The 25459-nt window shown below is 68.9% G+C and carries 26 protein-coding genes; 13 read left to right on the top strand and 13 right to left on the bottom strand.

What is annotated here, in order from left to right:
- Positions 1-143: 143 nt before the first annotated feature.
- Positions 144-626 carry an Hcp family type VI secretion system effector gene (locus AC3A6R_RS21835; protein WP_487865560.1) on the bottom strand — a complete coding sequence of 161 codons (483 nt, stop codon included), beginning with the start codon at positions 624-626 and terminating at the stop codon, positions 144-146.
- A gap of 50 nt (positions 627-676) precedes the next feature.
- On the opposite strand from AC3A6R_RS21835, the gene AC3A6R_RS21830 reads away from it, so the two are divergent.
- Entirely contained in the window at positions 677-1108 is a 432-nt protein-coding gene (locus tag AC3A6R_RS21830) for a hypothetical protein (protein ID WP_487865559.1), read from the top strand.
- A gap of 128 nt (positions 1109-1236) precedes the next feature.
- Positions 1237-1923, top strand: coding sequence for a peptidoglycan DD-metalloendopeptidase family protein (locus AC3A6R_RS21825; protein ID WP_487865558.1), 687 nt, complete (start codon positions 1237-1239; stop codon positions 1921-1923).
- Positions 1924-1939: 16 nt separating this feature from the next.
- On the opposite strand, the gene AC3A6R_RS21820 is transcribed toward AC3A6R_RS21825, so the two are convergent.
- Together AC3A6R_RS21820 and AC3A6R_RS21815 are read right to left on the bottom strand one after the other, a co-directional pair.
- The gene (locus tag AC3A6R_RS21820) at positions 1940-2983 is read right to left on the bottom strand and encodes an AI-2E family transporter (RefSeq protein WP_487865557.1); all 1044 of its coding nucleotides are present in this window, start codon (positions 2981-2983) and stop codon (positions 1940-1942) included.
- Between the two features lie 90 nt (positions 2984-3073).
- Complete coding sequence (locus AC3A6R_RS21815; protein WP_487865562.1) at positions 3074-3157, bottom strand: small membrane protein YohP; 84 nt, start codon at positions 3155-3157, stop codon at positions 3074-3076.
- Positions 3158-3628: 471 nt separating this feature from the next.
- Here AC3A6R_RS21815 and AC3A6R_RS21810 point away from each other — a divergent pair, with 471 nt between their 5' ends.
- The 4 genes from AC3A6R_RS21810 (at position 3629) to AC3A6R_RS21795 (ending at position 8948) form a co-directional block, all read left to right on the top strand.
- Entirely contained in the window at positions 3629-4801 is a 1173-nt protein-coding gene (locus AC3A6R_RS21810; protein ID WP_487865556.1) for a D-alanyl-D-alanine carboxypeptidase family protein, read from the top strand.
- A 130-nt stretch (positions 4802-4931) separates the two neighbouring features.
- Entirely contained in the window at positions 4932-7154 is a 2223-nt protein-coding gene (locus AC3A6R_RS21805; protein WP_487865555.1) for a TonB-dependent receptor, read from the top strand.
- 92 nt (positions 7155-7246) lie between these two features.
- The gene (locus AC3A6R_RS21800) at positions 7247-8599 is read left to right on the top strand and encodes a type II toxin-antitoxin system HipA family toxin (RefSeq protein WP_487860066.1); all 1353 of its coding nucleotides are present in this window, start codon (positions 7247-7249) and stop codon (positions 8597-8599) included.
- Positions 8592-8948 (top strand): helix-turn-helix domain-containing protein, encoded by a 357-nt coding sequence (locus tag AC3A6R_RS21795; RefSeq protein ID WP_487860067.1) that lies wholly within the window; start codon positions 8592-8594, stop codon positions 8946-8948. Before AC3A6R_RS21800 ends, AC3A6R_RS21795 begins: the two co-directional genes overlap by 8 nt.
- Positions 8949-9001: 53 nt before the next feature.
- On the opposite strand, the gene AC3A6R_RS21790 is transcribed toward AC3A6R_RS21795, so the two are convergent.
- The 9 genes from AC3A6R_RS21790 to AC3A6R_RS21750 all read right to left on the bottom strand — a co-directional run bounded on the left by AC3A6R_RS21790 (position 9002) and on the right by AC3A6R_RS21750 (position 17587).
- Positions 9002-10459: a PepSY-associated TM helix domain-containing protein gene (locus AC3A6R_RS21790; RefSeq protein WP_487865554.1), complete on the bottom strand. Its 1458-nt coding sequence runs from the start codon at positions 10457-10459 to the stop codon at positions 9002-9004.
- A 55-nt stretch (positions 10460-10514) separates the two neighbouring features.
- Positions 10515-12980, bottom strand: a complete 2466-nt coding sequence (locus AC3A6R_RS21785) for a TonB-dependent siderophore receptor (protein WP_487865553.1) — start codon at positions 12978-12980, stop codon at positions 10515-10517.
- Positions 12981-13115: 135 nt separating this feature from the next.
- The gene (locus AC3A6R_RS21780) at positions 13116-14102 is read right to left on the bottom strand and encodes a FecR domain-containing protein (RefSeq protein WP_487865552.1); all 987 of its coding nucleotides are present in this window, start codon (positions 14100-14102) and stop codon (positions 13116-13118) included.
- A 19-nt stretch (positions 14103-14121) separates the two neighbouring features.
- Positions 14122-14628 (bottom strand): sigma-70 family RNA polymerase sigma factor, encoded by a 507-nt coding sequence (locus tag AC3A6R_RS21775; protein WP_487865551.1) that lies wholly within the window; start codon positions 14626-14628, stop codon positions 14122-14124.
- Between the two features lie 146 nt (positions 14629-14774).
- Complete coding sequence (locus AC3A6R_RS21770) at positions 14775-15086, bottom strand: type II toxin-antitoxin system RelE/ParE family toxin (RefSeq protein ID WP_487860072.1); 312 nt, start codon at positions 15084-15086, stop codon at positions 14775-14777.
- Positions 15083-15385: a YlcI/YnfO family protein gene (locus AC3A6R_RS21765; protein ID WP_487860073.1), complete on the bottom strand. Its 303-nt coding sequence runs from the start codon at positions 15383-15385 to the stop codon at positions 15083-15085. Before AC3A6R_RS21765 ends, AC3A6R_RS21770 begins: the two co-directional genes overlap by 4 nt.
- Positions 15386-15501: 116 nt before the next feature.
- Positions 15502-16227 (bottom strand): DJ-1/PfpI family protein, encoded by a 726-nt coding sequence (locus tag AC3A6R_RS21760; protein ID WP_487865550.1) that lies wholly within the window; start codon positions 16225-16227, stop codon positions 15502-15504.
- Positions 16224-16616 (bottom strand): RidA family protein, encoded by a 393-nt coding sequence (locus tag AC3A6R_RS21755; protein ID WP_487860075.1) that lies wholly within the window; start codon positions 16614-16616, stop codon positions 16224-16226. The genes AC3A6R_RS21760 and AC3A6R_RS21755 overlap by 4 nt, the downstream gene beginning before the upstream one ends.
- A gap of 11 nt (positions 16617-16627) precedes the next feature.
- Positions 16628-17587, bottom strand: coding sequence for an AraC family transcriptional regulator (locus AC3A6R_RS21750; protein WP_487865549.1), 960 nt, complete (start codon positions 17585-17587; stop codon positions 16628-16630).
- 221 nt (positions 17588-17808) lie between these two features.
- Between AC3A6R_RS21750 and AC3A6R_RS21745 the strand changes: the two genes are divergently transcribed.
- From AC3A6R_RS21745 to AC3A6R_RS21730, 4 genes are read left to right on the top strand one after another with little or no spacing between them, the layout of a single operon-like run.
- Positions 17809-18792, top strand: coding sequence for a tripartite tricarboxylate transporter substrate-binding protein (locus AC3A6R_RS21745; RefSeq protein ID WP_487860077.1), 984 nt, complete (start codon positions 17809-17811; stop codon positions 18790-18792).
- Positions 18789-19574, top strand: coding sequence for a creatininase family protein (locus AC3A6R_RS21740; protein WP_487865548.1), 786 nt, complete (start codon positions 18789-18791; stop codon positions 19572-19574). Before AC3A6R_RS21745 ends, AC3A6R_RS21740 begins: the two co-directional genes overlap by 4 nt.
- Positions 19571-19912 (top strand): DUF3817 domain-containing protein, encoded by a 342-nt coding sequence (locus tag AC3A6R_RS21735; protein ID WP_487860079.1) that lies wholly within the window; start codon positions 19571-19573, stop codon positions 19910-19912. Before AC3A6R_RS21740 ends, AC3A6R_RS21735 begins: the two co-directional genes overlap by 4 nt.
- Positions 19909-20337: a hypothetical protein gene (locus AC3A6R_RS21730; RefSeq protein WP_487860080.1), complete on the top strand. Its 429-nt coding sequence runs from the start codon at positions 19909-19911 to the stop codon at positions 20335-20337. Before AC3A6R_RS21735 ends, AC3A6R_RS21730 begins: the two co-directional genes overlap by 4 nt.
- A gap of 28 nt (positions 20338-20365) precedes the next feature.
- Here AC3A6R_RS21730 and AC3A6R_RS21725 read toward each other — a convergent pair whose 3' ends face one another.
- Positions 20366-21301, bottom strand: coding sequence for a LysR family transcriptional regulator (locus AC3A6R_RS21725; protein ID WP_487860081.1), 936 nt, complete (start codon positions 21299-21301; stop codon positions 20366-20368).
- A gap of 88 nt (positions 21302-21389) precedes the next feature.
- Between AC3A6R_RS21725 and AC3A6R_RS21720 the strand changes: the two genes are divergently transcribed.
- The 3 genes from AC3A6R_RS21720 to AC3A6R_RS21710 are packed head-to-tail and all read left to right on the top strand — an operon-like array spanning position 21390 to position 25386.
- A complete protein-coding gene (locus AC3A6R_RS21720) occupies positions 21390-22607 on the top strand; it encodes a CaiB/BaiF CoA transferase family protein (RefSeq protein ID WP_487865547.1) in 1218 nt (405 codons plus the stop codon).
- A 33-nt stretch (positions 22608-22640) separates the two neighbouring features.
- Positions 22641-23621, top strand: a complete 981-nt coding sequence (locus tag AC3A6R_RS21715) for a Bug family tripartite tricarboxylate transporter substrate binding protein (RefSeq protein ID WP_487860083.1) — start codon at positions 22641-22643, stop codon at positions 23619-23621.
- 13 nt (positions 23622-23634) lie between these two features.
- Positions 23635-25386: a carboxylesterase/lipase family protein gene (locus AC3A6R_RS21710; RefSeq protein ID WP_487860084.1), complete on the top strand. Its 1752-nt coding sequence runs from the start codon at positions 23635-23637 to the stop codon at positions 25384-25386.
- Positions 25387-25459 lie beyond the last annotated feature (73 nt).

Below are 25459 nucleotides of genomic sequence, written 5' to 3'. Positions count from 1 at the left end.
GAGGGTGTAGCGAAACAGCGTGCTCAGCCCCTCGTCGCCCTCGATCGCGACGGGCTCGAGCGCCGGCTCGCCGCCCAAGGTGGGCATGGCCGGCGACGAGACGCTCAGCACGCGCGCAAGCGCAGCGCCGGGGAGCATCGGGATCAGCCTTCGCGGTTTTCCTTGATGTTCCAGCCCAGCACGGTCTCGGCGCCCTTGCCGCCCTTGTCGGTCTGCTCCCAGTACTGTTGCTTGACCTTGGCGGCCTGGAACGCGTACTGCACTAGCACGGCGTCGCTGTCCTGGTCGGCCGTGTACTGCACCGAGGTGACCAGCACTTCCTCGAGCGTGATGCGCGTGTACTCGACCTGCGCGCCGCCGGCCTTGCACACCGAGACCTCGATCTTGCTCAGGTGCTTGCCGCTCGCGCAGTTCTTGAGCACGGGCGGGGCGGCCTTGTCGATGCGCGCGACCACCTGCAGGTCGTTGAAGCTGGCCTTGCCGACGCCGCCGCCGCCGCCGCTGACCATGTTGCCGGGCTGCGTGGCGCCCCAGGCGAACGACCTGATGTCGGTCCACTCCTTGTGGTTCGCGTCCTTGGATTCGCCGTTCGCGCCTTCGACGCGCATGAACATGTCTACTGCCATGGTGGATCGTTCCTCTGTGGTTGCAGCCCGACGGGCGGCTTGGAGAGGCGATGTTCAGACCCGACTGTGACAAGTCGATGGAATTCGGCGCAACGTCGCGCAATTTCTTGTGCTCGTGCTCTTCGGGCTCTCAGGTGCAACAAAAAACAGTTCATAAGTTCTATTTTTCGAGCCAAAGAATGCGCTGGTCACAATTCGTTGACAAAATTGCACCTTGCATCCTCGATGCAAGACCCCACGCGGCGACTGGCAGCGGGGCACGAACGACGCCTATCGAATCGGACGAACCCATGCCATCCCTTTTTTCCGCGTGTACCTGCGACGCTCATCACCTGGCGCGCGTGCGTCGCCGGCCCTGGATGCGCATGCTGCCCTGGCTGCGCTTCTACCGCTGCGGCAAATGCGGCAAGCCGCAGCTCATTTCGCAGCATGCGGCCTCCGACGCCCGATTGCCGCGCGAGGACCGGGCCGATCCACGCTAGGCAGGCTGGTAGCCTTGCCGGGTTGTCGATGCGCGCCTCGGACTGCGAGGTGGCGCGATTCGGATGATTCAGGAAAGGACCAACGCGTGGTTTTGATCGGGAGAAGGAGGGGCGCATGCGCCGCGTTGATGGCGGCATTGCTGGTGGGCGCATGCTCCACCACCACGCCCGGGACGCCGGTGGCGGGCCCCGGTGAATACGTCGTGCAGCCGGGCGATACGCTCTACCGCATCGCGCAGCGTGCCGGCCGGACGACGGCCGAGATCGCGCGCTGGAACCAGATCAGGAACCCCGATCAGCTCGAAGTGGGCCAGATGCTGCGCATGGTGCCGCCCGGCGGTGCTGGCTCGGCGGCTGCGGCCTCTCCGCCGCGCAGCGGCAGCAGTGCCCAAAAGGCCCGGCCTGCGCCCGCACCCCGCGAGCGTGACCCCGTGGTCCCGCCCGCCTCGCGGCGCAGCGACTGGGGCTGGCCGTCCCAGGGCCCGGTCATCGCCGGCTTCAACGGCAACAGCAACAAGGGCCTGGACATCGGCGGCAGCCCCGGCGAGGCCGTGCAGGCGATCGGCGCCGGGTCGGTGGCCGCGACCGAAAACATGCGCGGCTACGGCAGCGTCATCATGGTCGACCACGGCGGCTCCTACATGTCGATCTACACCAACGTGGGCACTGTCGGCGTGAAGCAGGGTCAGCGCGTGCAGCGCGGCCAGAAGATCGCGGAGATCGGCCCGGAGCAGGGCGGCCGCGCCAGGCTGCACTTCGAGATCCGCTACCGCGGCAAGGCCGTTGATCCGCGGCTGTACCTGCCGGCGAAGTAGGCCATCCGATCTCGACTCACGTCCGGCCTGAATCGGAACGGTCTCCCAACAGATCTTCCACGTACCACATGCGCGTCATCACAATGGCAGCGGCGGTGAGCGGCGTGGCAAGGATGATGCCCATGACCCCACCGAAAACCCCCAGCGAAACCTGCATGCTGATCGTGAGTGCTGGTGGCAGGTCGATCATGCGTTGTTGCAGCAGCGGCGTCAGCACATAGCTCTCGATGGTCTGAACCGCGAGGTATAGAGCGACGACGAGAAGGACTTGGTTGAGATCGCCGACCAAGGCAATCAGGACAGCCGGAACGAGTGCGACCACGGGGCCGACATTCGGAATGAACGACAACACGGCGGCAATCAATGCCAGCAGCAGCGCAAGGTCGATCCCGATGGCCCAGAGGCCGAGCCATGTCAGCACGCCGATCACCATCATCGTGATCAGCTTGGTGATCAACCAGGATGCCAGTGCCGACTCCGTGGCGCCGAGAACCTCCCCGAACCGCGCCCTTCTGTGCATCGGAACAAGGCGCATCAAGCCGTTCACATAAATCTGCGGGCTCATCGCGATGAAGACGCCAAGCACGAACGCCAGAAGAATGTTTCCAAACGCGTCCAGCGTTGAAGACAATGCGTCTGCAAAGAAGTCCACCGCCCGTGAACCGTCCGGAAGCGCGTCCCGGTAGTTCTCGACCTGTTCGACCAGCCGCGCAATCCAGCTGTATTCCAGCAGATCATCGCGCAGTCGATCCACGGCGCGAGGCAGACGGTCTGCCAGTTCGGACGCCTGGTCGGCAACGTCTGGCGCCACGAACCAAGCGACGCCGCCGGAGACGAGCAGCGGCAGCAAGACGGAAAGTGCCACTGCCGACTTGTAGTTCATGCCCGGTCGGTCCGACAGCCACCTCGACATCCGGCCAAGCAGCACGGCATAAAGAATGCCGGCAAAGACGACGAACCATACCTGCGCACCGAACAAGAGGACAAGGCAGGCAGCCGCCACGAGCGCCACCACTGCCGATTGCACCAGTGTCCTCGTGGCCAACTCACGATTGTTCATGTTCTTCTGCGCCGGCCGGACCGCACGCACAGCCGCGAAGCCGGTCCCCGGCCGCACGGGCCACATCCGCCCGTCCGAAGCTCGCTGTGGCTAGAAAATCAGCTTTCCGAGGCCAAGCACCACCGCGAGACCGATGAGAAAAATGATGAGGACAATCCAAAGAACAATCTTCATTCGCCGCCCCTGTTCGTAGAGTGAAAGTGTGCAAGTAACAAGTCCTCCCATGCTGTCCGCCGTCGAAAAAATGCCGGTAGGATGACGAACCTCTGGCCTGTAGGCATGCGCTGATCTGCGCGTCCCATGCGGCACCGCCGCTGCCGGATGCCGTCGGTCAAGTACCACCAGAGACCAACGCCTGCGCGCAGCCTACCTGTGGTCGATCGACCGGCAACGACGGCATCAGCCAGGTGTGCATCACCGGCAGCGACGCGCGCTTGCGAAGGTGACTGCGCGTACCGCCGCCGAGCCGCTCCGCAGGGGCCGGACGCGTGATGCCGAGACGATGAACCCATACCCGCACCATGGCGAGCCACTCTCAGATGCACTTTTTTTTCAAGGCCGCGCTTTGCCGCCGGGCTAGGCGCGAACGCCTGGCGCTGGCGCATCGCGGGATCGAACCGCGATCGGCGACCCAAGGCTAGAAGCGTGGGCGACCGCAGTCATCCTCCACGGCATCTTGCCCGCGACATGCGCTGGCTTCCCGATCCCGCGACCCTCGTGGTCGAACCGCTGTCCTCTCTGCGAAGGCGCCGCCGCAGGCGACTTCTGCTCGGGGCGTTTCTGCTCGGGATTGCGTGCTGGGCTACATCCGGGCTCTTTCCATTCTTCGACCGCGTGGAATCGTCGGTTCCCTCCCCGGTGGTCGCCGTGCGGCCACCGGTGCACCACTCCGAGGTGCCGCCGCATCAGGCGGTTGCTCCCGGCCCGGAAGATCCGGCGCCAGAGCTTGGCGACGACGCCCGTCCGCAGGCCACGGTTGCGGAACTGCTCAGCGACAACAAGAACCTCTCCTTCGCACGGCGAGCAGGCCTGCATCGTGCCGAGAACCCACTGCAGCTGACCGCGAGCGCCGGCTATGTGGCGGACGCGGACAGCAAAGAGGTGCTCTACGCGCGCAATGAACGGGTCATCCTGCCCATCGCCTCGCTGACCAAACTCGTCGCTGCCATGGTGCTGCTCGACTCGGGTGTTTCGCTGAGCAAACGGATCACGATTACCAGCGACGACATCGATCGACTGAGACACAGCCGGTCGCGGCTGTCAGTCGGGACGCCGCTCACGCGCCGCGTTGCACTTCGCCTGGCGCTGATGTCCAGCGAAAACAGGGCCGCACATGCGTTGGGTCGCACCTTCCCGGGCGGCATTCTGGAATTCGTGCGACGGATGAATCAGAAGGCGCGCCAGCTGAAGGCTCTGCATGCGAAGTTTGTCGACCCTACCGGCTTGTCAAATGCCAATCGGGCGACGGCACGCGATGTGGCATCGATCGTGGTCGCGGCTGCGAACTATCGCCAGATCCGCCGGTACTCCACCACCTCGCGCTATGTCGCGCGGCTCGGAAAACGCCACCTGAAATATCTGAACTCAAACCGCCTGGTGCGCCACGACCGTTGGCCTATTGCGCTGCAAAAGACCGGCTACATCGTGGAGGCGGGTCAATGTCTGGCGATGAGGATGCGAGTCGCAGGTCGTTCGGTCGTCGTCGTTCTGCTCGACGCCGGCAGCATTCAACACAGAAGCGAAGATGCACGCAGGCTGCGCCAGTGGCTCAGCGAACGAACAGCTCGTCGACAGCAGATGATCGAGAGTCAAAGCTAGCTGAAGGCGCTGCGCGAGCAGGGGACTCGTCCGCCGACACCTGTGCCTTTCCCCGCCCCTCGCCATCCCGCACTTGACATTCACCGATGTAAATACAAACAATTCTCATTACATCAATGATCAGGTGCTTATGACAGACCATCAGTGGAAGGCCCGGCGCGGGGCGAGGGAGAAGACCAGGCTGGCCGGCGCGGTGCAGGCGGCGCTTGCAGCCAGTGCGGTGTGGGGGGCAGGCGCTGCACTGGCGCTGACCGGGGGTTCGAATGCAGCGGCGAACGACCCTGCTCAGGCCGCCGAGACGCTGCCGCTCGTCACGGCCACCGAGCAGCGTGACGCGATCGACGCGCCACCCCCCGCGATCCAGGGCGGCCAGGTGGGCCGTGGCGCGCGCATGGGCATCCTCGGCAACGCCGCGGTCATGGAAACGCCCTTCAGCGTCACCAGCTACACCGCCCAGACGATCGAGAACGACCAGGCACGCTCGGTCGCCGACGTGCTGGCGGCCGACCCATCGGTGCGCATGGGCAGTGCGCGATCGAACATCAACGAAGACATCACGATCCGCGGCTTCAGCGTGCCCAGCAGCGACTTCGCGCTGAACGGCGTGTTCGGCGTCACGCCCTACTGGCGCGCCCCGCTGGAAGCCGTCGAGCGCGTCGAGGTCATCAAGGGGCCGTCGGCGTCGCTGTTCGGCATGACGCCCGGCGGCAGCGTGGGCGGCGTGGTCAACCTCGTGCCCAAGCGCGCGGAAAGCGAACCGATCACGCGCATCACCGGCAGCTTCTCGTCCGACGCGGTCTTCGGCGCGCATGTCGACATCGGCCGCCGCTTCGGGCCGGACGGCGCCATCGGCGTGCGCGTCAACGCGGTGCAGCGCGAAGGCGACACGGCCATCCAAGGCCAATCCACGCGCGAGAGCCTGGGCGCCGTCGCGCTCGACTACCGCGGCCGCGCGCTGCGCGCCTCGCTCGACCTGCTGGCGCAGAAGGAGCGCATCGACAACGTGGTGCGGCAGTTCCAGGCGGATCCGGCGCTCACTGCCGTGCCGCGCGCGCCGGACAACACCTACCCGTACCCGGGCCTGGGCTGGACCGATGGGCGCAACGGCTCGGCAGTGTTCAAGGCCGAGTACGACTTCAGCGACAACCTCACCGCCTATGCAAGCTACGGCCAGCGCAAGCTGAACTGGGACGCGATCGCGTCGAACCCGGTGATCCTGAACACCGCGGGCGACTACGCCTTCTTCGGCGGCTGGCAGCGCATGTCGGTGGAAAGCAAGTCGCTCGACGCGGGCCTCCGAGGCCGTTTCTCGACCGGTCCCGTGAAGCATGAAGTGGCATTGAGCCTCTCGCGCCTCGAACAGGAACAGGGCCTGGGCTTCTACACGGGCTACCCGGGCGGCAGTTCGAACCTCTATGCCGGCCTGCTGTTCCCGACGCCATCCACCGCCGGCATCAGCAACCCGCTGCGCCCGTACCTCGACACCAAGCTCACGAGCGTAGCGCTCGCCGATACGCTGTCGTTCATGGACGACCGGCTGCGCGTGACGCTGGGCCTGCGCCGGCAGCAGGTGGCCGGCCAGGACTACGACTTCTCCACCGGCAGGCCGAGCGGCGACGCCTACGACGAGAGCGCGGTCACGCCCGTGGCCGGCGTGGTCTACAAACTGCGGCCCGACATCTCTCTCTATGCGAGCTACATCGAGGGCCTGTCGCGCGGGGACGTCGCGCCCATCAGCGCGGCGATCAGCAACCCGGGCGCGGTCATGCCGCCCTACAAGTCGAAGCAGAAGGAAGTCGGCGTCAAGTTCGAACTCGACGGCGGCATGGTGGCGGCGGTCAGCCTCTTCGAGCTGACAAAACCCAGCGCAGGCGTTTCGGGTTCGACCTTCGGTGTCTTCGGCGAGCAGCGCAACCGCGGCGTCGAAGCCACGCTGGCCGGCGAGGTAACGCGCGGCGTGCGCGTGCTGGGCGGCGTCACCTACCTCGACGGCGAGATCACCAAGGCGGCGACGGCTGCACTCGAAGGCAAGAAGGCCATCGGCGTGCCCGACTGGCAACTGAATCTCGGCGCCGAATGGGACCTGCCGTTCGCGCCCGGGCTGACGCTCACGGGCCGGATGATCCACACCGGCAGGAGTGCCGTCGATCCCGCCAACACGCTGCACATCCCCGGCTGGAACCGCTTCGACGCGGGTGCGCGCTACGCGACGCGTATCGGCGGAAAGCCCGTCACCTTTCGCATGAACGTGGAGAACCTGCTCGACAAGAACTACTGGGGCACGTCGACGGCGGGCTACCTGTTCGTCGGGTCGCCGCGCACGGTGAGCCTTTCGGCGAGCATCGACTTCTGAGGAGCGGTGCGAGGGCGTCCGTCGATCTGTCTATCAAACTAACCAAATAGCGACCTACAAGCTGGCTTTTTGGGTACCATGATGGTCAATTCATGACCACTTCGGCCGCCACCACCATCCAGATCCACCGCGATGGCGCGTGGCATCCCGCTGCGACCCTCCAGCCGCTCGGCGCCGACAAATGCCGCTTCGAGTACCTGCCCGAATATGTCTTCGGTGCGCCGGATCCCTGGCCGGTCGCGCTGGGCTTGCCCATCGGCATGGCGCCGGACCGGTTCATCGAAGGGCCTACCGGCCGCGAGGTGGATCGTCGCGCGCCGGCGTTTCTCTATGACCTCGTGCCGCAGGGCAAGGGCCGCAGGTACCTGCTCGAGGCGCTGAGCCTCGCGGACAGCGACAACCTGGTCGTGCCGCTGGTGATGGCCGGCGCATTCAACCCGATCGGCAGCCTGCGCTTCGAGAGCGCCCTCGCCTTCTTCGTGGACCAGGCCCGCAAGAATCCCGACCCCGCAACGGCTCGGGGTTTCGACATCGGCGACGTGCTCGAGCGCAGTCAGGACTTTCTCGACCACCTTTCACTGCACGCGATGCTCGCGTCGGGCACGACGGGTGTGCAGGGGGTCGCGCCGAAGTTCCTGCTGAGCGTCGACCATGATGAACGATGGTTTGCCGACATGGCGCTGGCCGACGACCGCGCCCAGGCCCACTGGCTCGTGAAGCTTCCCCGCGGCAGGAGCGAAGAAGACCGTGCCGTCCTCCGCAACGAGGCAGGCTACCTGCGGCTCGCCGCCGCCTGCGGCATGCGAACCTTCGCGGCACCCGACCTGCATGGCGAGCTCCTGTTCGTCCGGCGCTTCGATCGCCAGGTCATCGACGGTCATGTCCACAGGCTTCACCAGGAGAGCCTCGCGAGCCTCTGCGATCTGCGGGGATTCGGCATCCCCAGAAGCCAACAAGCGCTGCTGAAGGGGCTGCGCCGCGTCGTCTTCGATCCGCTCGGCGAGACCATCGAGTTCATCCGGCGCGACGTATTGAACCTGGCGATGCGCAACACCGACAACCACGCGCGCAACACGGCCGTGCAGCGGCTCGTCGACGGCACCGTGCAGCTCACGCCGGTGTTCGACTTTGCACCCATGTTCCTCGACAGCGAGGTCGTCGTCCGCGGCTGCCACTGGCGCGATGCCGTCGGAAAGACCCAGGACAACTGGACGGCCGTGCTGGAAAGCCTCGAGGTGGACGACCCCGAGCGCGGCGCCATTGCCACGGCCCTGCACGACTTTGCGCCGATCGTCGCCAACCTGCCCGAGTTCGCCCGGGACTGCGGGATCGAGTCCAACGTGATCGAGGCATGTCGCGCGACCATCGACAAACAGGCTGACCAGCTGCTGGCGCTTGCCGATCTCGTCCCCCGCAACCCAACGAGGGAGCGCGGTCGTGGATAAACGGCGCAGGCATACCGACCCCGAGCTCGAGCGCCGGCTCCGCGGCGAGTTCTACGCGGCCATCGCCTCGGGCAGCATGTCCGTGGGCCAGGCCGTCGCGGCGATGCGCCGCATCAGCAAGCTGACGCAACCGGAGTTCGCGAAGCATCGTGGCCTCAGCGTGCAGAGCCTGCGGCTGATCGAAGCGGACAAGGCCAACCCGACCGTCGACACACTGAACAAGATCGCGCACATCTTCGGGCTGCATGTCGGCTTCGTGCCCCACAGCGACGAGCAGGTGTCGTGGCGCGATCTCGCGCAGAAGACACAGGCTGCGGCCTCTTCCCAATCCGGATCGGGTGCAGAATAGTCCGCTCCCATGCCGATGGCGACATTGCACGGCGGCGCATCACCGCCAGGGCGTCATGCGCCGTGCCGTCGCGCTTTGAATGCCACGAAGGCCAGGACCGCCGCCACTGCAAGCAGCGTCAATTCGAAGCCCGCAAGACGATGCCCCGCCAGCATGTTCCACAGCGGCAGCGCCGCGCACAGCACAGCGGCGATCGAGAACTGCTCGCGCCACGCGCGATGGACGGGGCGCGCGATCGCATGCAGCACCATGAGCCCCCAGGCGATGAAGAACACGTGAACCTCCCACGCGCTGCGATCGGCCAACCCGACCGGCAGCAGCCGGTTGCCCCAGAGGAACGCGGCCATCGCCACGGGGAGCCCCGCCACGGCCGCGACGTTGAGTCGTGCAACCAGCAGCACGAACCATGAACGCCGCCCATCGCGGGCCTGCTTCTCGTGCCGCTTCGTCGTCCACAGCACGAGCCCCGTCGCGACCATCGCGGCACCCGCCAGGCTCGACAGAAAGAACAACCAGCGCGCCGCGGGACCGGCGAAGCGCGCCACGTGCAAGCCATAGAGCACGCCCCAAGTCTCGGCCACGGGCGGCGAACGATCCCTGGCCTCGCGCAAGGCGCCATTGTGCGCATCGAACACCAGGTAGCGCGGGCTGACGGAGACACGGCCCTCGTCGCCGCGCACCACGCGCACACGCGATGCGGCGTCGCCGGGGTTGTCGACGATCAGCCGCGCCACGCGCCCGGTGCCCCAGCGCCGCTCGGCCTCGTGCAGCATCGGCGCCACCTCGGGCAGCGGCGCCGCGATGCCGCTCGCCGGCGCGGGCGGCACCAGCGCCGTCATCTCCGCGCGCAGCAGCTGGCGCTGCATCGGCTGCGACGCCGAGGCGCTGTCGGCACCCCAAGGCATGTACAGCGTCATCAGCGTGACCAGGCCGGTGTAGGTGATCATCAAGTAGAACGGTAGCGCGGTCACCGACAGCAGGTTGTGCGCATCCAGCCATGAGCGCTGGCCCTTGCCGGGACGGAAGGTGAAGAAGCTGGCGAAGATCTTCTTGTGCGTGAGCACGCCGCTGACGATCGCGACCAGCATGAACATCGTTGCCAGCCCCACGAGCCAGCGCGCTGCCGTGCGCGGCAGGTAGTGCAGCGAGAAATGGAAGTAGTAGAAGAACTCGCCGCCGTGAGTTTCGCGCGCGCGCACTTGCTTGCCGGTGAGCGGGTCCAGCATCGCGCGACCCTGCGCGTCGCCCGCGCGCCATGACACGCCGACGGTGTTGTCGCGTTCGTCGACGAGGTCGATCACCCACTGCGACGCGCCGGGCGCGAGCTGCTGCAAGCCAGCGATGGCCAGCGCAGCGCTCGTGGCGCTGTCGGGCGGCTGCGCAAGCGTGAGGATCTCGGGCCGCATCCACTGCGAGATTTCTTCGCGGAAGTAACTCACGGCGCCGGTGAGGAACATCGCGTAGAGCATCCAGCCGAACAACAGCCCGGTCCAGGTGTGGAGCCGGGCCATGGCCGGCCGCAAGCGCCGGGGCGCTTCGCCGGTCACTGGCCGATGCCTGCGTGCATCAGAAACGGTAGAGCGCGCTGACGTTGGCCGTGCGCTCGGCGCTGCGGTAGCAGAGGCCGCCGTTGCAATCCGTCAGCACCTGCTTGTCGAGCAGGTTGTTGATATTGAACGTGAAGCGCCACGGACCGCGGTCGAAGCCGAGCGCCAGGTCGACCATGGTGATGCCGGGGTTCATGAGGTTGGCATTGCCGGTGTCCCAGGCCGAGCGGGACTTGCCGAGGTGGCGCACGCCGAGCGCGGCAAAGCCGCGCGCCGACTCGCCGACCGGGAACGCGTAGCGCGCCCACACCGAGGCGCTGTGCCGCGGCGCGCTCATCTGCTGAAGGCCCAGGTCGCCGTCGTTGCTGCGCGTGATGCGGGTGTCGAGGTAGGTGTACTGGGCGACCATGCTGAGCCGGGTCGTCAGTTCGGCACGCGCCTCGAGCTCGAGCCCGCGCGCGCGGACCTCGCCGGTCTGGATCACCTCGCCGGGCGCATTTGGCGCGGCCGTGGTGACGTTGCTGCGCACGATGTCGAACACCGACGCGGTGTAGCTCGCGTCGCCCGCAGCCGGCTGGAAGCGCAGGCCCGCCTCGACCTGCCGGCCCTTGGAGGGCTTCAGCGGGTTGCCGTTCAGGTCGTTGCCGATCTCCGGCGAGAACGAGGTCGCGTAGTTCGCATAGGGCGCCCATCCGCTGTCGAAGAGGTACACCACGCCGATGCGGCCCGTGGTGGCACTGGCCGAGGTGTCGTAGTCGGTGCTGCGCCTGCCCGTGAGGCCGAACGTGCTCGTGCCGGACGCATCCGCCTTGTCGTGGCGCACGCCAGCCGTGACGACCCAGCGGTTCCACTTGGCCTGGTCCTGCAGGTAGAGGCCGAGCTGCTTCGATGGCACCCGGTAGACATACGGATTGTTCGAGGGCGTGGGCCGCTCGTGCAGGTACGCGGGCGTCAGCAGGTTCAGCGGCGAGAGCGCGGGGCGGGCATAGGGAAATTCGTCGGTGGTGCGCGCCCTCGTGTAGTCGACGCCCGCGAGCAGCGTGTGCGCCAGCGCGCCGGTGTCGAAGCGCGCCTGCACGCGCGTGTCGAGCTGCAGGCCCTTCCAGTGGGTCTCGCGCGGCGAGAAGCTGCGCTCGAGGGTGTAGCCGTCGGCACGCAGCCCGCGCGGAAACACGTTGGTCTCGGCGCGGTCGAAGTCGCTGTAGCGCATGCTCTGCTGGACCGTCCAGGTGTCGTCGAAGCGGTGCTCGAACTCGTAGCCGAGCATCTTGTTGTCGCGACGCCAGCGGTTGTCGTGGCCGCCGACGTTCACGCGCGGGCTGGCCTGGCCGAAGACGCCGGGCTGTTCGAACTGGTTCTGCCAGGCATAGGCCTGGTTGTCCTTCTGGTAACGCCCGAGCAGCGTGAGGCGGGTGTCGGCACTGGGCCGCCAGGTGAGCGCCGGCGCGATGTAGAGCCGGTTGTCGCGGTCATCGTCAAGCCGGGTGCCCGCTTCGCGGCCCAGCATCGTGAGGCGGTAGGTCCATTCGCCCTCGGCATCGAACGCGCCCGCGAGGTCGGCCTTCAGCTGCTTGCGGTTGTACGAGCCGTACTCGAGGCCGATCTCGCGCAGCGTCTCGGCCGTGGGCCGCTTGCTCACGGCGTTGACCATGCCGCCGGGCGGCATCTTGCCGTAGAGCACCGATGCGGGGCCGCGCAGCACTTCGAGGCGCTCGAGGCCGTAGGGCTCGATCGGCGCTGCATACGAGCGCCCGGAGGTCAGCAGCCCATCCAGGAAGACGCCGCCCGTTCCGAGCTCGAAGCCGCGCAGCAGCGAGAACTCGTCGACCGCCCACGGCTTCAGGTTCGGCGTGACGCCGGCGGTGTAGCGCAGCACTTCGTCGAGCGACTCCGCCTTGCGGTCGCCGATCTCGTCGGCGGTGATGACCGAGACCGATTGCGGGTTCTCGATCAGCGCGGTGTCGGTCTTGGTCGCGGTCGCGCTGCGCCTGGCCACGTAGCCGTCGACGCGGCCGGTGGGGGTCTCGCGCTCGACCGCGGCGGTCACCGTGACGGGTGCGAGCGTGGCCGCGCCGGCAGCGGCGTCGCGCGCCACCGGTGCGGCCGACGGGCGCAGGGCGTAGGCGCCGCTGCCCTGCCCCACCGCTTCGTAGCCGCTGCCGCGCAGCACCTGCGCGAAGCCCTGCTGCACCGTGTAGCGCCCGCGCAGGCCATTGCTGCGCAACCCGGCGAGCATGCCGGGCTCGAAGACCAGCTGCACGCCGGTGTCGGCGGCGTACTGCGCCAGCACGTCGGCCAGCATGCCGCCTGCAATGGCATACGACCGCGCGGCAGCGCCCGCCGGCTCGGCGGCGAACACGGCCGGTGCCACCGCCAGCGCGCCCGCACCGGCCGCGCCCAGCACCACCGCGCGCAAGGCCGTGCCCGCGATGGCGGCTGTGAATTTCTCGATGTGCCGCTTGCGGCCTGCGTGCTGCGCTCCCATGGCGTCTGACTCCTGTAACGATGTCTGCGGTGGTGGTGAGACGCATCGGCCTCGATGCGTCATTCCCTCACTCACCGGACGAGACAGGAAAAGTGATCACCCTCGCGGCATTTTTTTATCTGCCTGCGCTTTCATTCATTCGGCGGACGCCGGGCGCGGCCCCACCGTGACCCAGTAGCGCGTGGTCCGCTCGATGCGCAGCGGCAGCGAGCGCGCGAGCAGGTCCAGGCCGGCGTCGGTGTCGGCCAGCGACACGGCACCGGACACTCGCAGCTCGGCCACCGCCGGGTCGCAGCGCAGCACGCCGCTGCGGTGTCGGCTCATCTCGGCCAGCACATCGGCCAGGCGCATGTTCCTGGCGAGCAGCATGCCGCGCTCCCAGAGCGCGGCGCTGTCGTCGACGGGCGCTTCAGTACCGATGCGCCCGGCATCGAAGTCGGCCTGCCCGCCGGCACGCAGCACGCGCGTCGCGCCATCCGCGGCGCGGATCTCGACGGCCTTCTCGAACACCGCCACGCGTGTGGTGCTGTCGTCGAGCCGGCGCACGCTGAAGCGGGTGCCCATCGCGCGCACCGTGCCTTGCGGCGTCTGCACCAGGAACGGCCGCGTGACTGGCGACGGATCGGCATGCGTGCTGACCAGCACTTCGCCCGCATGCAGCCGGATGCGCCGTTCGGCAGCCGAGAAGACGATGTCCACCGCGCTCGCGGTGTTGAGCACCAGCCGCGAGCCATCCGCCAGCGTCATCGACCGGCGCTCGCCGCGGGCCGTGGCGACATCCGCCGTCCACTCCTGCCAGGGCATGCGCTGCCACGCGAGCCAGCCGGCCGGCACGGCGAGCAGCAGCAGCGGCCCCAGCGCGCCGAGCGCACGGCGGCGTCCGGGCCGCTGCAATGCGCGAAACGCATCCTTGCCGATGGCCGGCGGCACTTGCGCAAACACCCCGAGCGTCGCCTCGGCCCGCGACCAGGCCTCGGCGTGCGCGGGACTCTGCCGGCGCCAGCGTTCGAAGTCGCCGTTCACCTTCGCGGCATCGCCGCCATAGCGCAGCGTCATCACCCAGTCGGCGGCCTCGCCGATGAGCGCAGGGTCCGGCGCGTTCGACGGCTGCGGGTCCTTCATCGTGGAATGCGGCCGGCGCTCACGCGACCGACATGCAGGCGACGAGCGCCTTGTGGACATGGCGCCGCACCGTGATCACGGGCATGGCCATGCGCTCCGAAATCTGCTGCAGCGTGAGTCCGTCGAACTGCGCGAGCAGGAAGACCTGGCGCGTGCGCTCCGGCAGGCTCGCAAGCATCGCCTCGATGCGCAGCAGCGATTCAACGATCAGCAGCCGCGCCTCGGGCGACGGCGCCTCGGGCTCGGGCAGGTGTGCAATCGCTTCGAGATACGCCCGCTCCACCTCGCGGCGGCGCCAGTGGTCCGCCACCAGCCCCTTGGCGACATGGGTCAGGAAGGCGCGCGGTTCATCGCCGAGGCTCGCGCTGCTGCGCGAGGACGACATCAGCCGCACGAAGGTGTCGTGCGCCAGGTCGGCCGCATCGCACGCATCGCCGAGCCGGCGGCGCAGCCACGCGAGCAGCCAGCCATGGTGGTCGCTGTAGAGAACTTCGATGGGCTCGAGGGGTGGGCGCGCCGCGGACATGGAGGGGTTCCGCGAGGCGGTCCCGTGAAAGTGGATGAGAATCGTTTGCAATTATATTGCGCGACTCGGGATTTCATCGGATCCGGCGATCAGGCGGCACTTCTCTGCCCGTGTTCCATCGGGCCGGGCCCTCGCTCCGGCCTCCCTCAGTGATAGTCGTCCTCTCGCTGATGCCGGATGGCCGACACCACGATCTCCCGCTCACTGACGATATGGAACAAGGCGACGTAGCCCGAGGCGCCGAATGGGATCACGAGTTCTCGCTCCAAGCGGTCGTCGAAGGCAATTCGACACGTGAAAGGGTTGGACTCCAAGATGCGGAACTCTCTTCGGATGGCCTGCAGTGCGCGGTCCGGCAGATCCCAGTCTGCGTGCTTGAGAGCAGCTTCCAGGAGAAAGGCTTCAAGACGCTGGAGGTCTTCCAACGCCTCGCGCGTCAAGCGCACGGCATAAGTCACGCGGCCCGTTTGGAGAGATCACTGCCGCTCTGCCCGGTCGCCTCGCGCGCGGTATCGAGCCGGGATTTCATCGCCTCGAGAACCTCGTCTGCCGCATAGAACTCGCCCGATTCGAGTGCGCGGGCGAGCGAGGCACGGCCACGCGCCACGAAATCTTGTTGTGCCTTGCGACGCCGAGCGGCATCCGTCGCGGCCTGCTCGACGAAATGCGACAGCGTTTCGCCTTCGAGCAGCACGCCCTCGATCTCTGCTCGAACCGCAGCCGTCACGCGAACCGGAGGAAGTTGAGCGGTCTTCATCGGCAGATTGTATAGCAATTGCTATGCTTCTCCGCCTGCCCGGCTCCGCGCGCGCTGGGCATTCGAGGATCCCGAAAGAGGTGATCCTCAGAAAGTGGCTGACGCGCCCGGCCGCATCACGCCGCCCAGCCCGCCTTCTGCACCGCACGCCTCGCCGCGGCCAGCCTCGCCTGCGTGGCGGGCCTCAGCTTCTCGCGGACGCCGGCAACCAGTTCGGGCGGCGCAAGCCTCGGCGAGCCGACGTTGTGGGGCGGATGCGGGTCATATTCCATCGCCAGCTGCATGGCCTTCGCAAGGCCGCTGCCATGCAGCTGCTCGGCTACCACAAGGCCGAAGTCCAGGCCCGCGGTCACGCCGCCGCCCGTGATGCGGTTGCGGTCGATCACGACGCGCTCGTCGACCGGCTCGGCGCCCAGCAGGGGCAGCACCTCCATCGCAGCCCAGTGGGTGGCGGCCTTGTAGCCGCGCAGGAGCCCGGCCGCCCCGAGCACCAGCGCGCCGGTGCACACCGAAGTGACCCATTGCGCCTCGGACGCCCGGCTGGCGAAGAATTGCAGCACCTCCTCGTCCTCCATCAGCGCAGTAACGCCCGGCCCGCCGCCGATGAACAGGAGATCGAGCTTCGGCGCGCCGGCCAGCGTGGTCGTGAGCGTTTCCTGAAAGCCGAGATCGGTCTTCACCGGTGCCAGCGTCTTGCCGATGACATGGACCTGTGCGCCCGGCATGCGGGCGAACACATCGAGCGGCGCCGCGAAGTCGAGCGCCGTCATGCCCTCGAAGATCACCATGCCGATCTGGAATGCCGCGGACCCGGCGCCCGGCTGGTGAGCCTCGCTGCTCACGCGCCCTCCGCCGCAGCCACGCATTCGATCTCGAGCAGCATCCTGGGATCGGGCAGCGCCGCCACCACGCAGGTGGTGCGCGCAGGGTACGGTGCAGGGCCGAACGCCTTCGCGTAGCGCTCGTTCATCTCCTGCACATCCTCCGCGCGCGTCAGGAGCATGTTGACCTTGACGATGGAGCGCATCGAGGCCCCGCCGCGCGCCAGGATCTGGTGCAGGTTCGCTACCGCCTGATCGAACTGCTTGCCGAAGTCGCCCGTGTCGATGCCGCCTCCCGGGTGGTATCCGGGCGTGCCGGAGACGAACAACAGGTCGCCCACCCGCGCGGCAGCGGACAGGGGCGGCGTGGGCATGTCGGCCGCAGCCGGGAAGTACTCGATGGTTGGCATGGTGAAGGTTTCTAGAGGGTGGAAAAAAACGATCGCAGCGTCTGCGCCGGCGTCTCGCCGTGCTGGCGCTGGTACTGCGCGGCGAAGTGCCCCGCATGGAGGAAGCCCCAGCGCCGTGCGACGTCGCCCACACTGTCGTGGCCCTTGCGGAGATCCTCCCGCGCGGCGGCAAGGCGCGCCTGCCGCACATAGGCGGCCGGCGTGGTCTGGCGATACTGCCGGAAGCCGTCGAACAGGGTGCGCACGCTCACCTGGGCATGGCGCGCCATTTCCTCGACGCTGACAGCGCGCGTGAGCGAGCGCTGGACAAGCTCTTCGGCCAGACGCACGTGCCGCGGCGCGCCAGGCGCAGCGGGCCGCCGGAGTTCGTCGCTGTAGCTGTTGGGCAGGGCCAGCAGCATGGTAGCCACCGCCATCTCCTCGAGCGCCTTCAGCGCGGGCGCGGGGACCTCGCCCTGCGGGTGGCGCTGCAGCGCCTCCAGCGCCCCGGCGACGGGCGCCCACGCAGCCCATGCCGGGGTTCCCTCGTCGATCGATGGCTGGAACACGAGTTCGCGCACCGGCTTGCGGCCCAGGGCTTGCTCCAGCCAGGAGAGCAGCCTGGAGATCCGCACGCGCAGCACCAGCGCGTCCAGGTGCGGACTGCATTGCAGCTGCCTCACCCGCCGCACGTCGACGAGGCCGAAGTGGCGCCCGTCGAGCGGGTTGTTGCCCCATGCATAGCTGGCGACACCGCTGCCGGCCTGCGGCATCTGCACCAGCAGCACCTCGGCCCGTTCCTCGGGACGCACGAGTGCCGACGCACCATAGGCCAGCTGGCTCACGGACACATCGTCCGTGAGGTTGCGGATGGAGAACCGCAGGCGCAGCGCCTCGCCACGCGCCAGCGTCACCGAGTGGGCGGACCACTCCCGGTTCAGGATGCCCGAACCTTCTTCGAGCGACGAACTGGTGTAAGTGCGGTAGTGCATTCGCGACTCCTTGTGCGGCTGGCGCAATTCTGCGCCGGCTGCCGCCGGGGCATGCCCGAATCGGCAGACAAGGCCGCCGATCGGCAGCCGCATGCTTCGAACGAGCGAAAGCGCTGCCGAAACCGGATCGGCTTCGCACGCATCAGGCAGCGCCCGCGCATGCGAAACCTAGAGTCCACCGCGAGTCGACACATCCCCAGCGCGACTCGTACGGAGGCTCCATGCACCACTTAAACGCCACTTCCATCCTTGCCCGCCTGCTGATCGCGACCGCGCTGCTGCTGATGCTGCTGCACAGTCCTGCGTCGGCGCAGGCGCACACCGGAGCGATCACCCTGGTGGTCGGCTTTCCCGCCGGCGGCACTGCCGATCTCGGCGCGCGCATCCTCGCGGAAAAGCTGTCACCCTTGCTGGGGCAGCCGGTCATCGTCGACAACCGTGCCGGGGCCGGCGGGCAGATCGCCGCGCGCCACGTCAAGGCTGCGAAGCCCGACGGATCGGTGCTCTTCCTCACCAACGGCCACACGGTCGTCACCGTGCCCCAGGTGCTGAAGTCGGCCGGATTCGACACCGCGGCCGATCTGCGCCCGGTGGCGCAGGTCGCCGACTTCGAGCTCGCGCTCGTGGCCCATCCAGCCTCCGGCGCGAAAAGCCTGCGCGACCTGATGGCGCATTTCGCCCGCACGCCCACCGCACGCCTCATCGCCGTGCCCGCACCGGGCAGCACACCGGAGTTCATCGTGGGGCGCATGGCCCAGCTGCTCGAGGCCGACGTGCAGCCGGTGCCCTACCGCGGCGCGGCGCCCGCGGTGCAGGACCTGCTGGGCGGCCAGGTGGTCGCGGCGGTGTTGCCGGTCGGCGATGTGCTGCCGTACCAGAAGGCCGGGCGCATCACGGCGCTGGCCGTCACCCGCCCGACGCCGTTGCTGCCGGGCGTGCCGGCGTTCGGCGACCTCGGGCTGCCGGAGCTCGCGGCCAGCGACTTTCTCGCGGTCTACGCGCCGGCCAGGATGAATGATGCCAACGTGCAACGCTACAACGATGCGATCCGGCAGGTGCTGGCGATGCCCGCCGTGATCGAGAAGATCCGCGCCCATGGCCTGCAGCCGCGCTCGGGCACGCCCGAGCAGATGGATGCGCGCTACCGCGAATCCGCCGCGCAGGTCCGGCAGTTGATCGCCGCAGTCGGGTACAAGCCCCAATGAGCGCGGCAGCGAACGGGCGCCCGGTTCTGTGGAGCGACCTGAAGACGCCGGACTTTCCTGCCGAAGCGCGTGAGCGCTGCGTGGTGATCTTGCCGATCGGCTCGACCGAGCAGCACGGGCCGCACCTGCCCGTGCAGGTCGATACGCTGCTCGCTTCGGAGGTTGCGCTGCGCACGGCGCGCCGTGTGCCTGCATCCACGCCAGTGCTGGTCCTTCCGCCCTTGTGGATCTCGCTCGCCGAGCACCACATGGGAATGGCCGGCAGCCTCACGCTCGACTTCGCCACGCTGCACGCCTTTGTGCGCTGTGTCGTGGTGTCGCTGCAGCGGCAAGGCTATCGGCGCGTGCTGCTGCTCAACGGGCATGGCGGCAACATCTCGGCACTGAACACCATCGTCGACTTGCTGGCCATCGAGACCTCGCTCCCCGTGGCGAGCGCAACCTACTGGATGGTGGCGGCAGCCGCGTTCGGCCGCATCCTCACCTCGCAGGACAACCTGCTGCATGCCTGCGAGGCAGAGACCTCGATGCTCATGCATCTGCGCCCCGATCTGGTCGATGCGTCCGCGGCGCAGGCGGTGCGTGCGCCCGCACGCGGTTTCCTGGAGCCGCTCGGGACACACCGCTGGCGGTCCATCGGGCACTGGTCCTGCAGCGGCGTGGTGGGCACACCGCGCTCGGCCTCGGCAGAAAAGGGCGAGCGCCTGCTCGATGCGGCCGGCGATGCGCTCGCGGCCGCCGTCAGCGACGGCTCGCTCTGGCCTGAAGGAAGCGCTGCATGAGCCCTGCCGACGAGACGGCCAAGCTCCACCTGGCGCTGCTGTCGCGATTGCGCTGGGCCGGCCTGTTCGAAGGCGCCACGCTCGTCGTGCTGGTGCTGCTGGCCGTGCCGTTGAAGCACTTGGCAGATGAGCCGCGACTCGTTTCCCTCGTCGGGCCGCTGCATGGGGTTGCCTTCCTCGTGTACGCCTGGACGCTGGTGCAGTCCATCGGGGCAGGCCTCTGGGCAAAGCGGCAAGCATGGCGCCTGGCCGCAGGGGCCTTGCTGCCGTTCGGCGCGTGGCTCAACGATGGCCTCATCCGAGCACGCCTGTGGGCGCTTTCGCCGGTGCAACGATGATCGCGGGTTCGTACTACATGGCGCTGAAGGCCGCGCATCTGGCGGCGGTGTTCACCTGGCTCAGCGGCACGCTGCTGGCCGCATGGGCGCTGCGGGTCGGACAGCCTGGGGCCACGCTCGATCCCGCGGCAAGGCGGTTCGTGCTGTCGGTTGTGCGCTGGAATCGCTTCGTGACAACGCCGGGGCTCGCGCTGGCATGGCTGCTGGGGCTGACACTGGCGCGGCTCGGCGAATGGCCGCCCGCGCCATGGCTGCTGGCCAAGGTCGTGCTGGCGCTCGCCCTGGCCGGCCTCTACGGCTATTTCACCGGGAAGCTCCGGAAAGCGGTTGCATCGGCGGCCGACGAGGGGTCGCCGCTGCTCTCCATTGCCGTTCTTGTGCTGGCTGCATGCGCCATCGGCCTGGCGGTCATCAAGCCGCGCTAGCAGTCTGCACATGCGAAGGTTGGAGCGATCAACCCACCTTCCGCACCGCCCGCGCAAACGCCTGCACCACCGCCGGCTGCGGGCCCGCACCGCGCCGCGTGAAGAGCCCCAGCGACGGCAGCGCCACGACCGGCCCCACGCGCAGGCGCCGCACGTCGCCGCGCGCGACCTCGTCGCGGGCATGGTCGAGGCGCACCGCGCAGAGCAGCGTCGCGTCAAGGCGCAGCAGCGCGCCGATGGTGACCGACGACATCGCCTCGACGGCCGCTTCGGGCGGATCGACGCCTTCGTTGAGGAACGCGGTCATGAAGGCCTGGCGCACCAGCGTCTCCTTCGGCGGTGCCACCCAGGCGGCGGCGCACAGCTCGGACCAGCGCAGGCCGCGCCGCCGCGCGAGCGGGTTGGACGCGGCCGCCAGCACGCAGAGCTGGTCTTCCACCAGCACCTCCGACTGCAGCAGCGGCAGCTGGTCGCCGGCCATGAGCTCGGGCGTGATGGCGCCGAAGACGCAGTCGAGCTCGCCGTCGAGCAGGCGCTGGATCAGCTCGCGCACGCGGCCCTCGGTGATGCGCACCGCGGTGCCGGGCATGCGCGCGCGCAGCTGCACGATGGCGGCGGGCACGGTCGCCGTGACCGACGGCGCGCCCAGGCGCAGCACCGCGGTGGCGCCGTCGCCAAGCGCCGCCAGGTCGTCGCCGATGCGGCCGAGTTCGTTCAGCACCACGCGCGCACGGTAGATCGCCGCCAGGCCGAGCGCATTGGCACGCACGCCCTGGTGGCTGCGCTCGAAGAGCCGCGCGCCGAGGGCGCCCTCGATCTCGCCGAGCATCTTGCTGATGGCGGGCTGGCTCAGGCTGAGGCGCGTCGCGGTGCCGCGCACGGTGCCGGCATCGCCGAGCGTGACCAGCAGTTCGAGGTGCCGCAACCGAAGGCGGCGCAGCAGATAGTCGGTGCCAGGGGCCATGTGTGTCTCCAGGGCGATCACGTTGAGTGATCGCCACCTCACGATTTTTGAATTTTCAGGAATACTGCCGGGCGCTATTGTCCGTCGCATGAACATGGCGCAAGACAAGGTTTCCGCAACGGCGCACGCGATACCGCCCCTGCAGGGCGTGCGCGTGCTCGACCTCGGGCAGTACATCGCCGGCCCCGGCGCGGCGATGGTGCTGCGCGAGCTCGGCGCCGCCGTCACCAAGGTCGAGCCGCTCGCGGGCGACCAGGCGCGGCACATCGGCCGCTACGGCGAATCGATGATCCGTGCCTACAACCGCGGCAAGCGGTCGATCGCGCTCGACCTGCGCAGCGACGCCGGCAAGGAAGCCGCCTGGCGCCTGGTCGCTGCCAGCGACGTGGTGATCCAGAACCTGCGCCCCGGCGTGGTCGACACGCTCGGGCTGGGCCCGCGCGCGGTGCGCGAGCGCTTTCCGCGCATCGTGTACCTCTCGATCTCGGGCTTTCCGGCGCGCAGCCCGTCGCGCGACCGACCGGGCTACGACATCGCGGCGCAGGCCGAAAGCGGCCTGATGTCGGTCACGGGCGAGCCCGACCGGCCGCCGCAGAAGGTCGGCGTGCCGATCGTCGACGCGGCCGCCGCGCACCTCGGCGCGCAGGCGGTGCTGGCCGCGCTGTACGGTCGCGAGCGCAGCGGCATCGGCGAGACCCTCGAGACCTCGCTGTTCGAGGTGGCGCTGCACCTGCAGGCGACCAGCTGGAGCGACTACCTCGGCGGCGCGCCCGAACCCGTGCGCCGGGGCGACGGGCAGCCGCACAACGCACCGGCGGCCGAGGTCGTGCCCACGCGCGACGGCCACATCGTGCTGTCGGCCTACGCCGAGGAACATTGGGCCCGCTTCTGCCGCGTGGTCGGCCGCGAGGCGCTGGTGGCCGACGCGCGCTTTGCCACCAATGCGCTGCGCGTCGCGAACCGGCCTGCGCTGCGTGCGGTGCTGCGCGAGTGCCTCTCGGGCCTGAGCAGCGAGCAGTGCGTGGCGCTGCTCGGGCGCGAGCAGATCGTCTCGGGCGCGGTGCGCAGCTACAGCCAGGTGCGCGCATCGCCCGACTTCAACGAATGCGGGCTGCTGGTCGACGCGGTGGGCGCCGACGGTGCGCGCTACCAGGCGCTCGGCCTGCCCTATCGGCTCGGCGACGCGCCCCCTGCAGCGCCACCGGCCGCACCGGCCTGCGGCGCCGACAGCGATGCGGTGCTGGCCGAACTCGGCTACAACGCGGCGCAGGTCGCAGCGATGCGCAGCGCCGGCGCCGTGGCCTGACGACCATCGAACCCGAAAAGAAGGAGACACCCCATGATTCCCCAAAGAAGGCGGATGCTCGGCGCCGCAGCCGCGGGCCTTGCGGCTTCCATCGCCGGCCTGCCGGCCTACGCCCAGGCCTGGCCCGCGCGGCCGGTGCGCCTGGTGTCTCCCTACGGCCCGGGCGGCTCCAACGACATCCTCACGCGGCTGCTCGGCGACCATCTGGCGCGCCGTCTCGGCCAGGGCGTGGTCATCGAGAACAAGGCCGGCGCGGGCACGCGCATCGCCAACGAGTACATCGCGCACGCACCGCCCGACGGCTACACGCTGCTGCATGCGGCCGCACCGATCGCGATCGGCGAGGCGCTGTACCCCAAGCTGCCCTATGACGTGAAGAAGAACTTCGCGCCGATCGTGAGCACCGCCATCGCGCCGCTGTTCCTCGTCACGAACACCGCGGCGCCGTACAAGACGCTGGCCGAGTTCATCCGCCACGGCAAGGCCTCGTCCAAGGGGCTGACCTTCGGCTCGCCGGGCGCCGGCTCAGCCCCTCACCTGACGGCCGAGATGCTGCTTCGGCAATCGGGCACGCCGGGCATCGTGGTGCAGTACCGCGGCGACGCGCCCGCCTATGCTGAACTGCTGGCCGGGCGCATCGACGCCACGCTCACCGCCGTGTCGACCGCGGTACCGCACATTCAGGCCGGCAAGCTGCGCGTGCTCGCGGTCAGCACCGAGGCACGCACGCCGGTCTACCCGAGCGCGCCGACGCTGCGCGAACTCGGGCTCGCCAACGTGGTCGGCTATGGCTGGTACGGGCTGATGGCGCCCGCGGGCACGCCGGCGGCCATCCTCGAGCGGCTCAATACCGAGATCAATGCCGCGCTCGCGGACCCCGAGATCCGCAAGAAGGCCGAGGCCGCGGGGCTGGAACTGCGCGGCGGCACGGCGCAGGCCTTCGCCGATTTCATCGCGGGCGAGACGCGCAAGTGGGCGCAGATCATCAAGGCCGCGAACATCACGGCCGAATGAACGCCAGCCGAACATGAACCGATTTCACTACGGCCTTGCCGCAGCCATCGCGCTCGTGCTGCTCCAGGGTTGCGTCGGCGTTGCGACAAAAGCGCCCGCAGGCGTGGTGCGCGAGACCGCGCTCGGCCCGGTCGTGGGCCGCGACGACGGCGCCGGCACGCTCAGCTGGAAGGGCATTCCGTTCGCGAAGCCGCCCGTGGGCGAACTGCGCTGGAAGGCGCCCGCGGACCCTGAACGCTGGACGGCGCCGCGGCAGGCGCTCGACTTCGCACCGGCCTGCGTCCAGACCGGCCGCCTCTACGGCCCCGGGCGCCACAACCGCTACGACGAGACCATCGGCGAGACGCTCGGGCAGACGCTCGGCGCCGAGGACTGCCTCTACCTGAACATCTGGGCGCCGGCCTCGCGCGCTGCTGCCGCAGCCGCACCGCGGCCGGTGATCGTCTGGGTGCATGGCGGCAGCAACATCACGGGCTACACCGCCGACCCGGTGTACGACGGCGCCGCGCTCGCGCGCGGCCAGGACGCGGTGGTGGTCTCGGTCAACTACCGCCTCGGCATCTTCGGCTTCCTCGACCTCGCCGCGCTCAAGACCGGCAACGCCGGGGAGGACGCCGGCAACTTCGCGCTGCTCGACATCGTGAAGGCGCTCGAGTTCGTCCAGCGTCACATCGCGGCCTTCGGCGGCGACCCGTCGCGCGTCACCCTGATGGGCCAGTCCGCCGGCGCGGTGAACGTGTATGCGCTCCTCACCTCGCCGATGCTCGTGGCGCGCCCCGCGCCGCCGCTGTTCCACCGGCTCGTCGCATTGAGCGGCGGCATCTCCACGCCCGCCACGCTGCCCGCGGGCGCCATCGCCGCGATCCAGCCCCGGGCCCTCTGGGCCGAGCGCGGTGAACAGCTGCTGCTGCAGTCGCTCATCGCCGATGGCGTGGCCGCCGATGAAGCGGCCGCCCGCGAGCGCGTGAGCGCCGCGCGCGGCACGCCCGCCATGGCCGCCCACCTGCGCGGCCGCCCGGCCGACGCACTGCTGTCGGTCGTGCGCACCCGCCTCGCGTCCAAGGGCATGGCCGCATCGAACCCCATTCCCGACGGCTGGGTCGTCGCGCAGGACCCGATCCACGCCATCCGCGACGGACGCTACCTCGCGGTGCCCGTGCTCGCGGGCAAGACGCGCGACGAGACCCGCCTGTTCCCGCAACTGCTCGCCATGCGCCCCGCGTTCGGCGGCGTGAGCGGGCGGCTGCTCGACGATGCGGCGGTGTTCGCGCTGGTGTCGCGCTACGCGCCCGACGCGCCACCCGCCACGTCGATTGGGCAGTGGATTCCGCAGGCCTACCTGCCGGTCGACCGGCCCGGCACCGGCTTCATCGCGCGCACCGCAGCGCTCGACCGCCTCTGGTTCGACGCGATGCGCAACGACGTGCTCGATGCGCTGCGTTCGCGCCAGCAGGCAGTCTGGGCCTACGACTTCGACTGGGACCGCCTGCCGCCGCCGTTCGACATGGTCTTCGGCGCTGCCCACACCTTCGACCTGCCGTTCGTGTTCGGCAACTTCGGGCCGTCGCTCTACGCGAACATCCTCTTCACGGCGCAGAACCGGCCCGGCCGGCTGGCGCTGTCTGCGCAGATGATGCGCAGCCTCGGCGCGTTCGCGCGCGACGGCAGCCCCGTGCACCCGGGGCTCGGCGCCACGTGGGCGCCTTGGCCGTCACGCATCGTGTTCGATGCGGACGACGCGAACGCGCGCGTATCGGCGAAGTAGCGCAGCCGCGCCTCGAAGTCGTCGCCAAGCTCCTCATCGCTGCGCATCGCCTGGATGGCGGGTGCGCCGCGGG

The organism is Variovorax sp. Soil_C_19, assembly GCF_057657255.1.
The sequence above is the reverse complement of the archived record's forward strand: the minus strand, read 5'-3'. Positions and strand labels throughout refer to the sequence as shown.

Excerpts from the sequence above, each read along its gene's own strand:
- AC3A6R_RS21835 (WP_487865560.1), bottom strand. The coding sequence starts at position 626 with ATGGCAGTAGACATGTTCATGCGCGTCGAAGGCGCGAACGGCGAATCC.
- AC3A6R_RS21830 (WP_487865559.1), top strand. The coding sequence starts at position 677 with ATGTTCAGACCCGACTGTGACAAGTCGATGGAATTCGGCGCAACGTCG.
- AC3A6R_RS21825 (WP_487865558.1), top strand. The coding sequence starts at position 1,237 with ATGGCGGCATTGCTGGTGGGCGCATGCTCCACCACCACGCCCGGGACG.
- AC3A6R_RS21820 (WP_487865557.1), bottom strand. The coding sequence starts at position 2,983 with ATGAACAATCGTGAGTTGGCCACGAGGACACTGGTGCAATCGGCAGTG.
- AC3A6R_RS21815 (WP_487865562.1), bottom strand. The coding sequence starts at position 3,157 with ATGAAGATTGTTCTTTGGATTGTCCTCATCATTTTTCTCATCGGTCTC.
- AC3A6R_RS21805 (WP_487865555.1), top strand. The coding sequence starts at position 4,932 with ATGACAGACCATCAGTGGAAGGCCCGGCGCGGGGCGAGGGAGAAGACC.
- AC3A6R_RS21800 (WP_487860066.1), top strand. The coding sequence starts at position 7,247 with ATGACCACTTCGGCCGCCACCACCATCCAGATCCACCGCGATGGCGCG.
- AC3A6R_RS21790 (WP_487865554.1), bottom strand. The coding sequence starts at position 10,459 with ATGGCCCGGCTCCACACCTGGACCGGGCTGTTGTTCGGCTGGATGCTC.
- AC3A6R_RS21785 (WP_487865553.1), bottom strand. The coding sequence starts at position 12,980 with ATGGGAGCGCAGCACGCAGGCCGCAAGCGGCACATCGAGAAATTCACA.
- AC3A6R_RS21780 (WP_487865552.1), bottom strand. The coding sequence starts at position 14,102 with ATGAAGGACCCGCAGCCGTCGAACGCGCCGGACCCTGCGCTCATCGGC.
- AC3A6R_RS21775 (WP_487865551.1), bottom strand. The coding sequence starts at position 14,628 with ATGTCCGCGGCGCGCCCACCCCTCGAGCCCATCGAAGTTCTCTACAGC.
- AC3A6R_RS21765 (WP_487860073.1), bottom strand. The coding sequence starts at position 15,385 with ATGAAGACCGCTCAACTTCCTCCGGTTCGCGTGACGGCTGCGGTTCGA.
- AC3A6R_RS21755 (WP_487860075.1), bottom strand. The coding sequence starts at position 16,616 with ATGCCAACCATCGAGTACTTCCCGGCTGCGGCCGACATGCCCACGCCG.
- AC3A6R_RS21750 (WP_487865549.1), bottom strand. The coding sequence starts at position 17,587 with ATGCACTACCGCACTTACACCAGTTCGTCGCTCGAAGAAGGTTCGGGC.
- AC3A6R_RS21745 (WP_487860077.1), top strand. The coding sequence starts at position 17,809 with ATGCACCACTTAAACGCCACTTCCATCCTTGCCCGCCTGCTGATCGCG.
- AC3A6R_RS21740 (WP_487865548.1), top strand. The coding sequence starts at position 18,789 with ATGAGCGCGGCAGCGAACGGGCGCCCGGTTCTGTGGAGCGACCTGAAG.
- AC3A6R_RS21735 (WP_487860079.1), top strand. The coding sequence starts at position 19,571 with ATGAGCCCTGCCGACGAGACGGCCAAGCTCCACCTGGCGCTGCTGTCG.
- AC3A6R_RS21730 (WP_487860080.1), top strand. The coding sequence starts at position 19,909 with ATGATCGCGGGTTCGTACTACATGGCGCTGAAGGCCGCGCATCTGGCG.
- AC3A6R_RS21725 (WP_487860081.1), bottom strand. The coding sequence starts at position 21,301 with ATGGCCCCTGGCACCGACTATCTGCTGCGCCGCCTTCGGTTGCGGCAC.
- AC3A6R_RS21720 (WP_487865547.1), top strand. The coding sequence starts at position 21,390 with ATGAACATGGCGCAAGACAAGGTTTCCGCAACGGCGCACGCGATACCG.
- AC3A6R_RS21715 (WP_487860083.1), top strand. The coding sequence starts at position 22,641 with ATGATTCCCCAAAGAAGGCGGATGCTCGGCGCCGCAGCCGCGGGCCTT.
- AC3A6R_RS21710 (WP_487860084.1), top strand. The coding sequence starts at position 23,635 with ATGAACCGATTTCACTACGGCCTTGCCGCAGCCATCGCGCTCGTGCTG.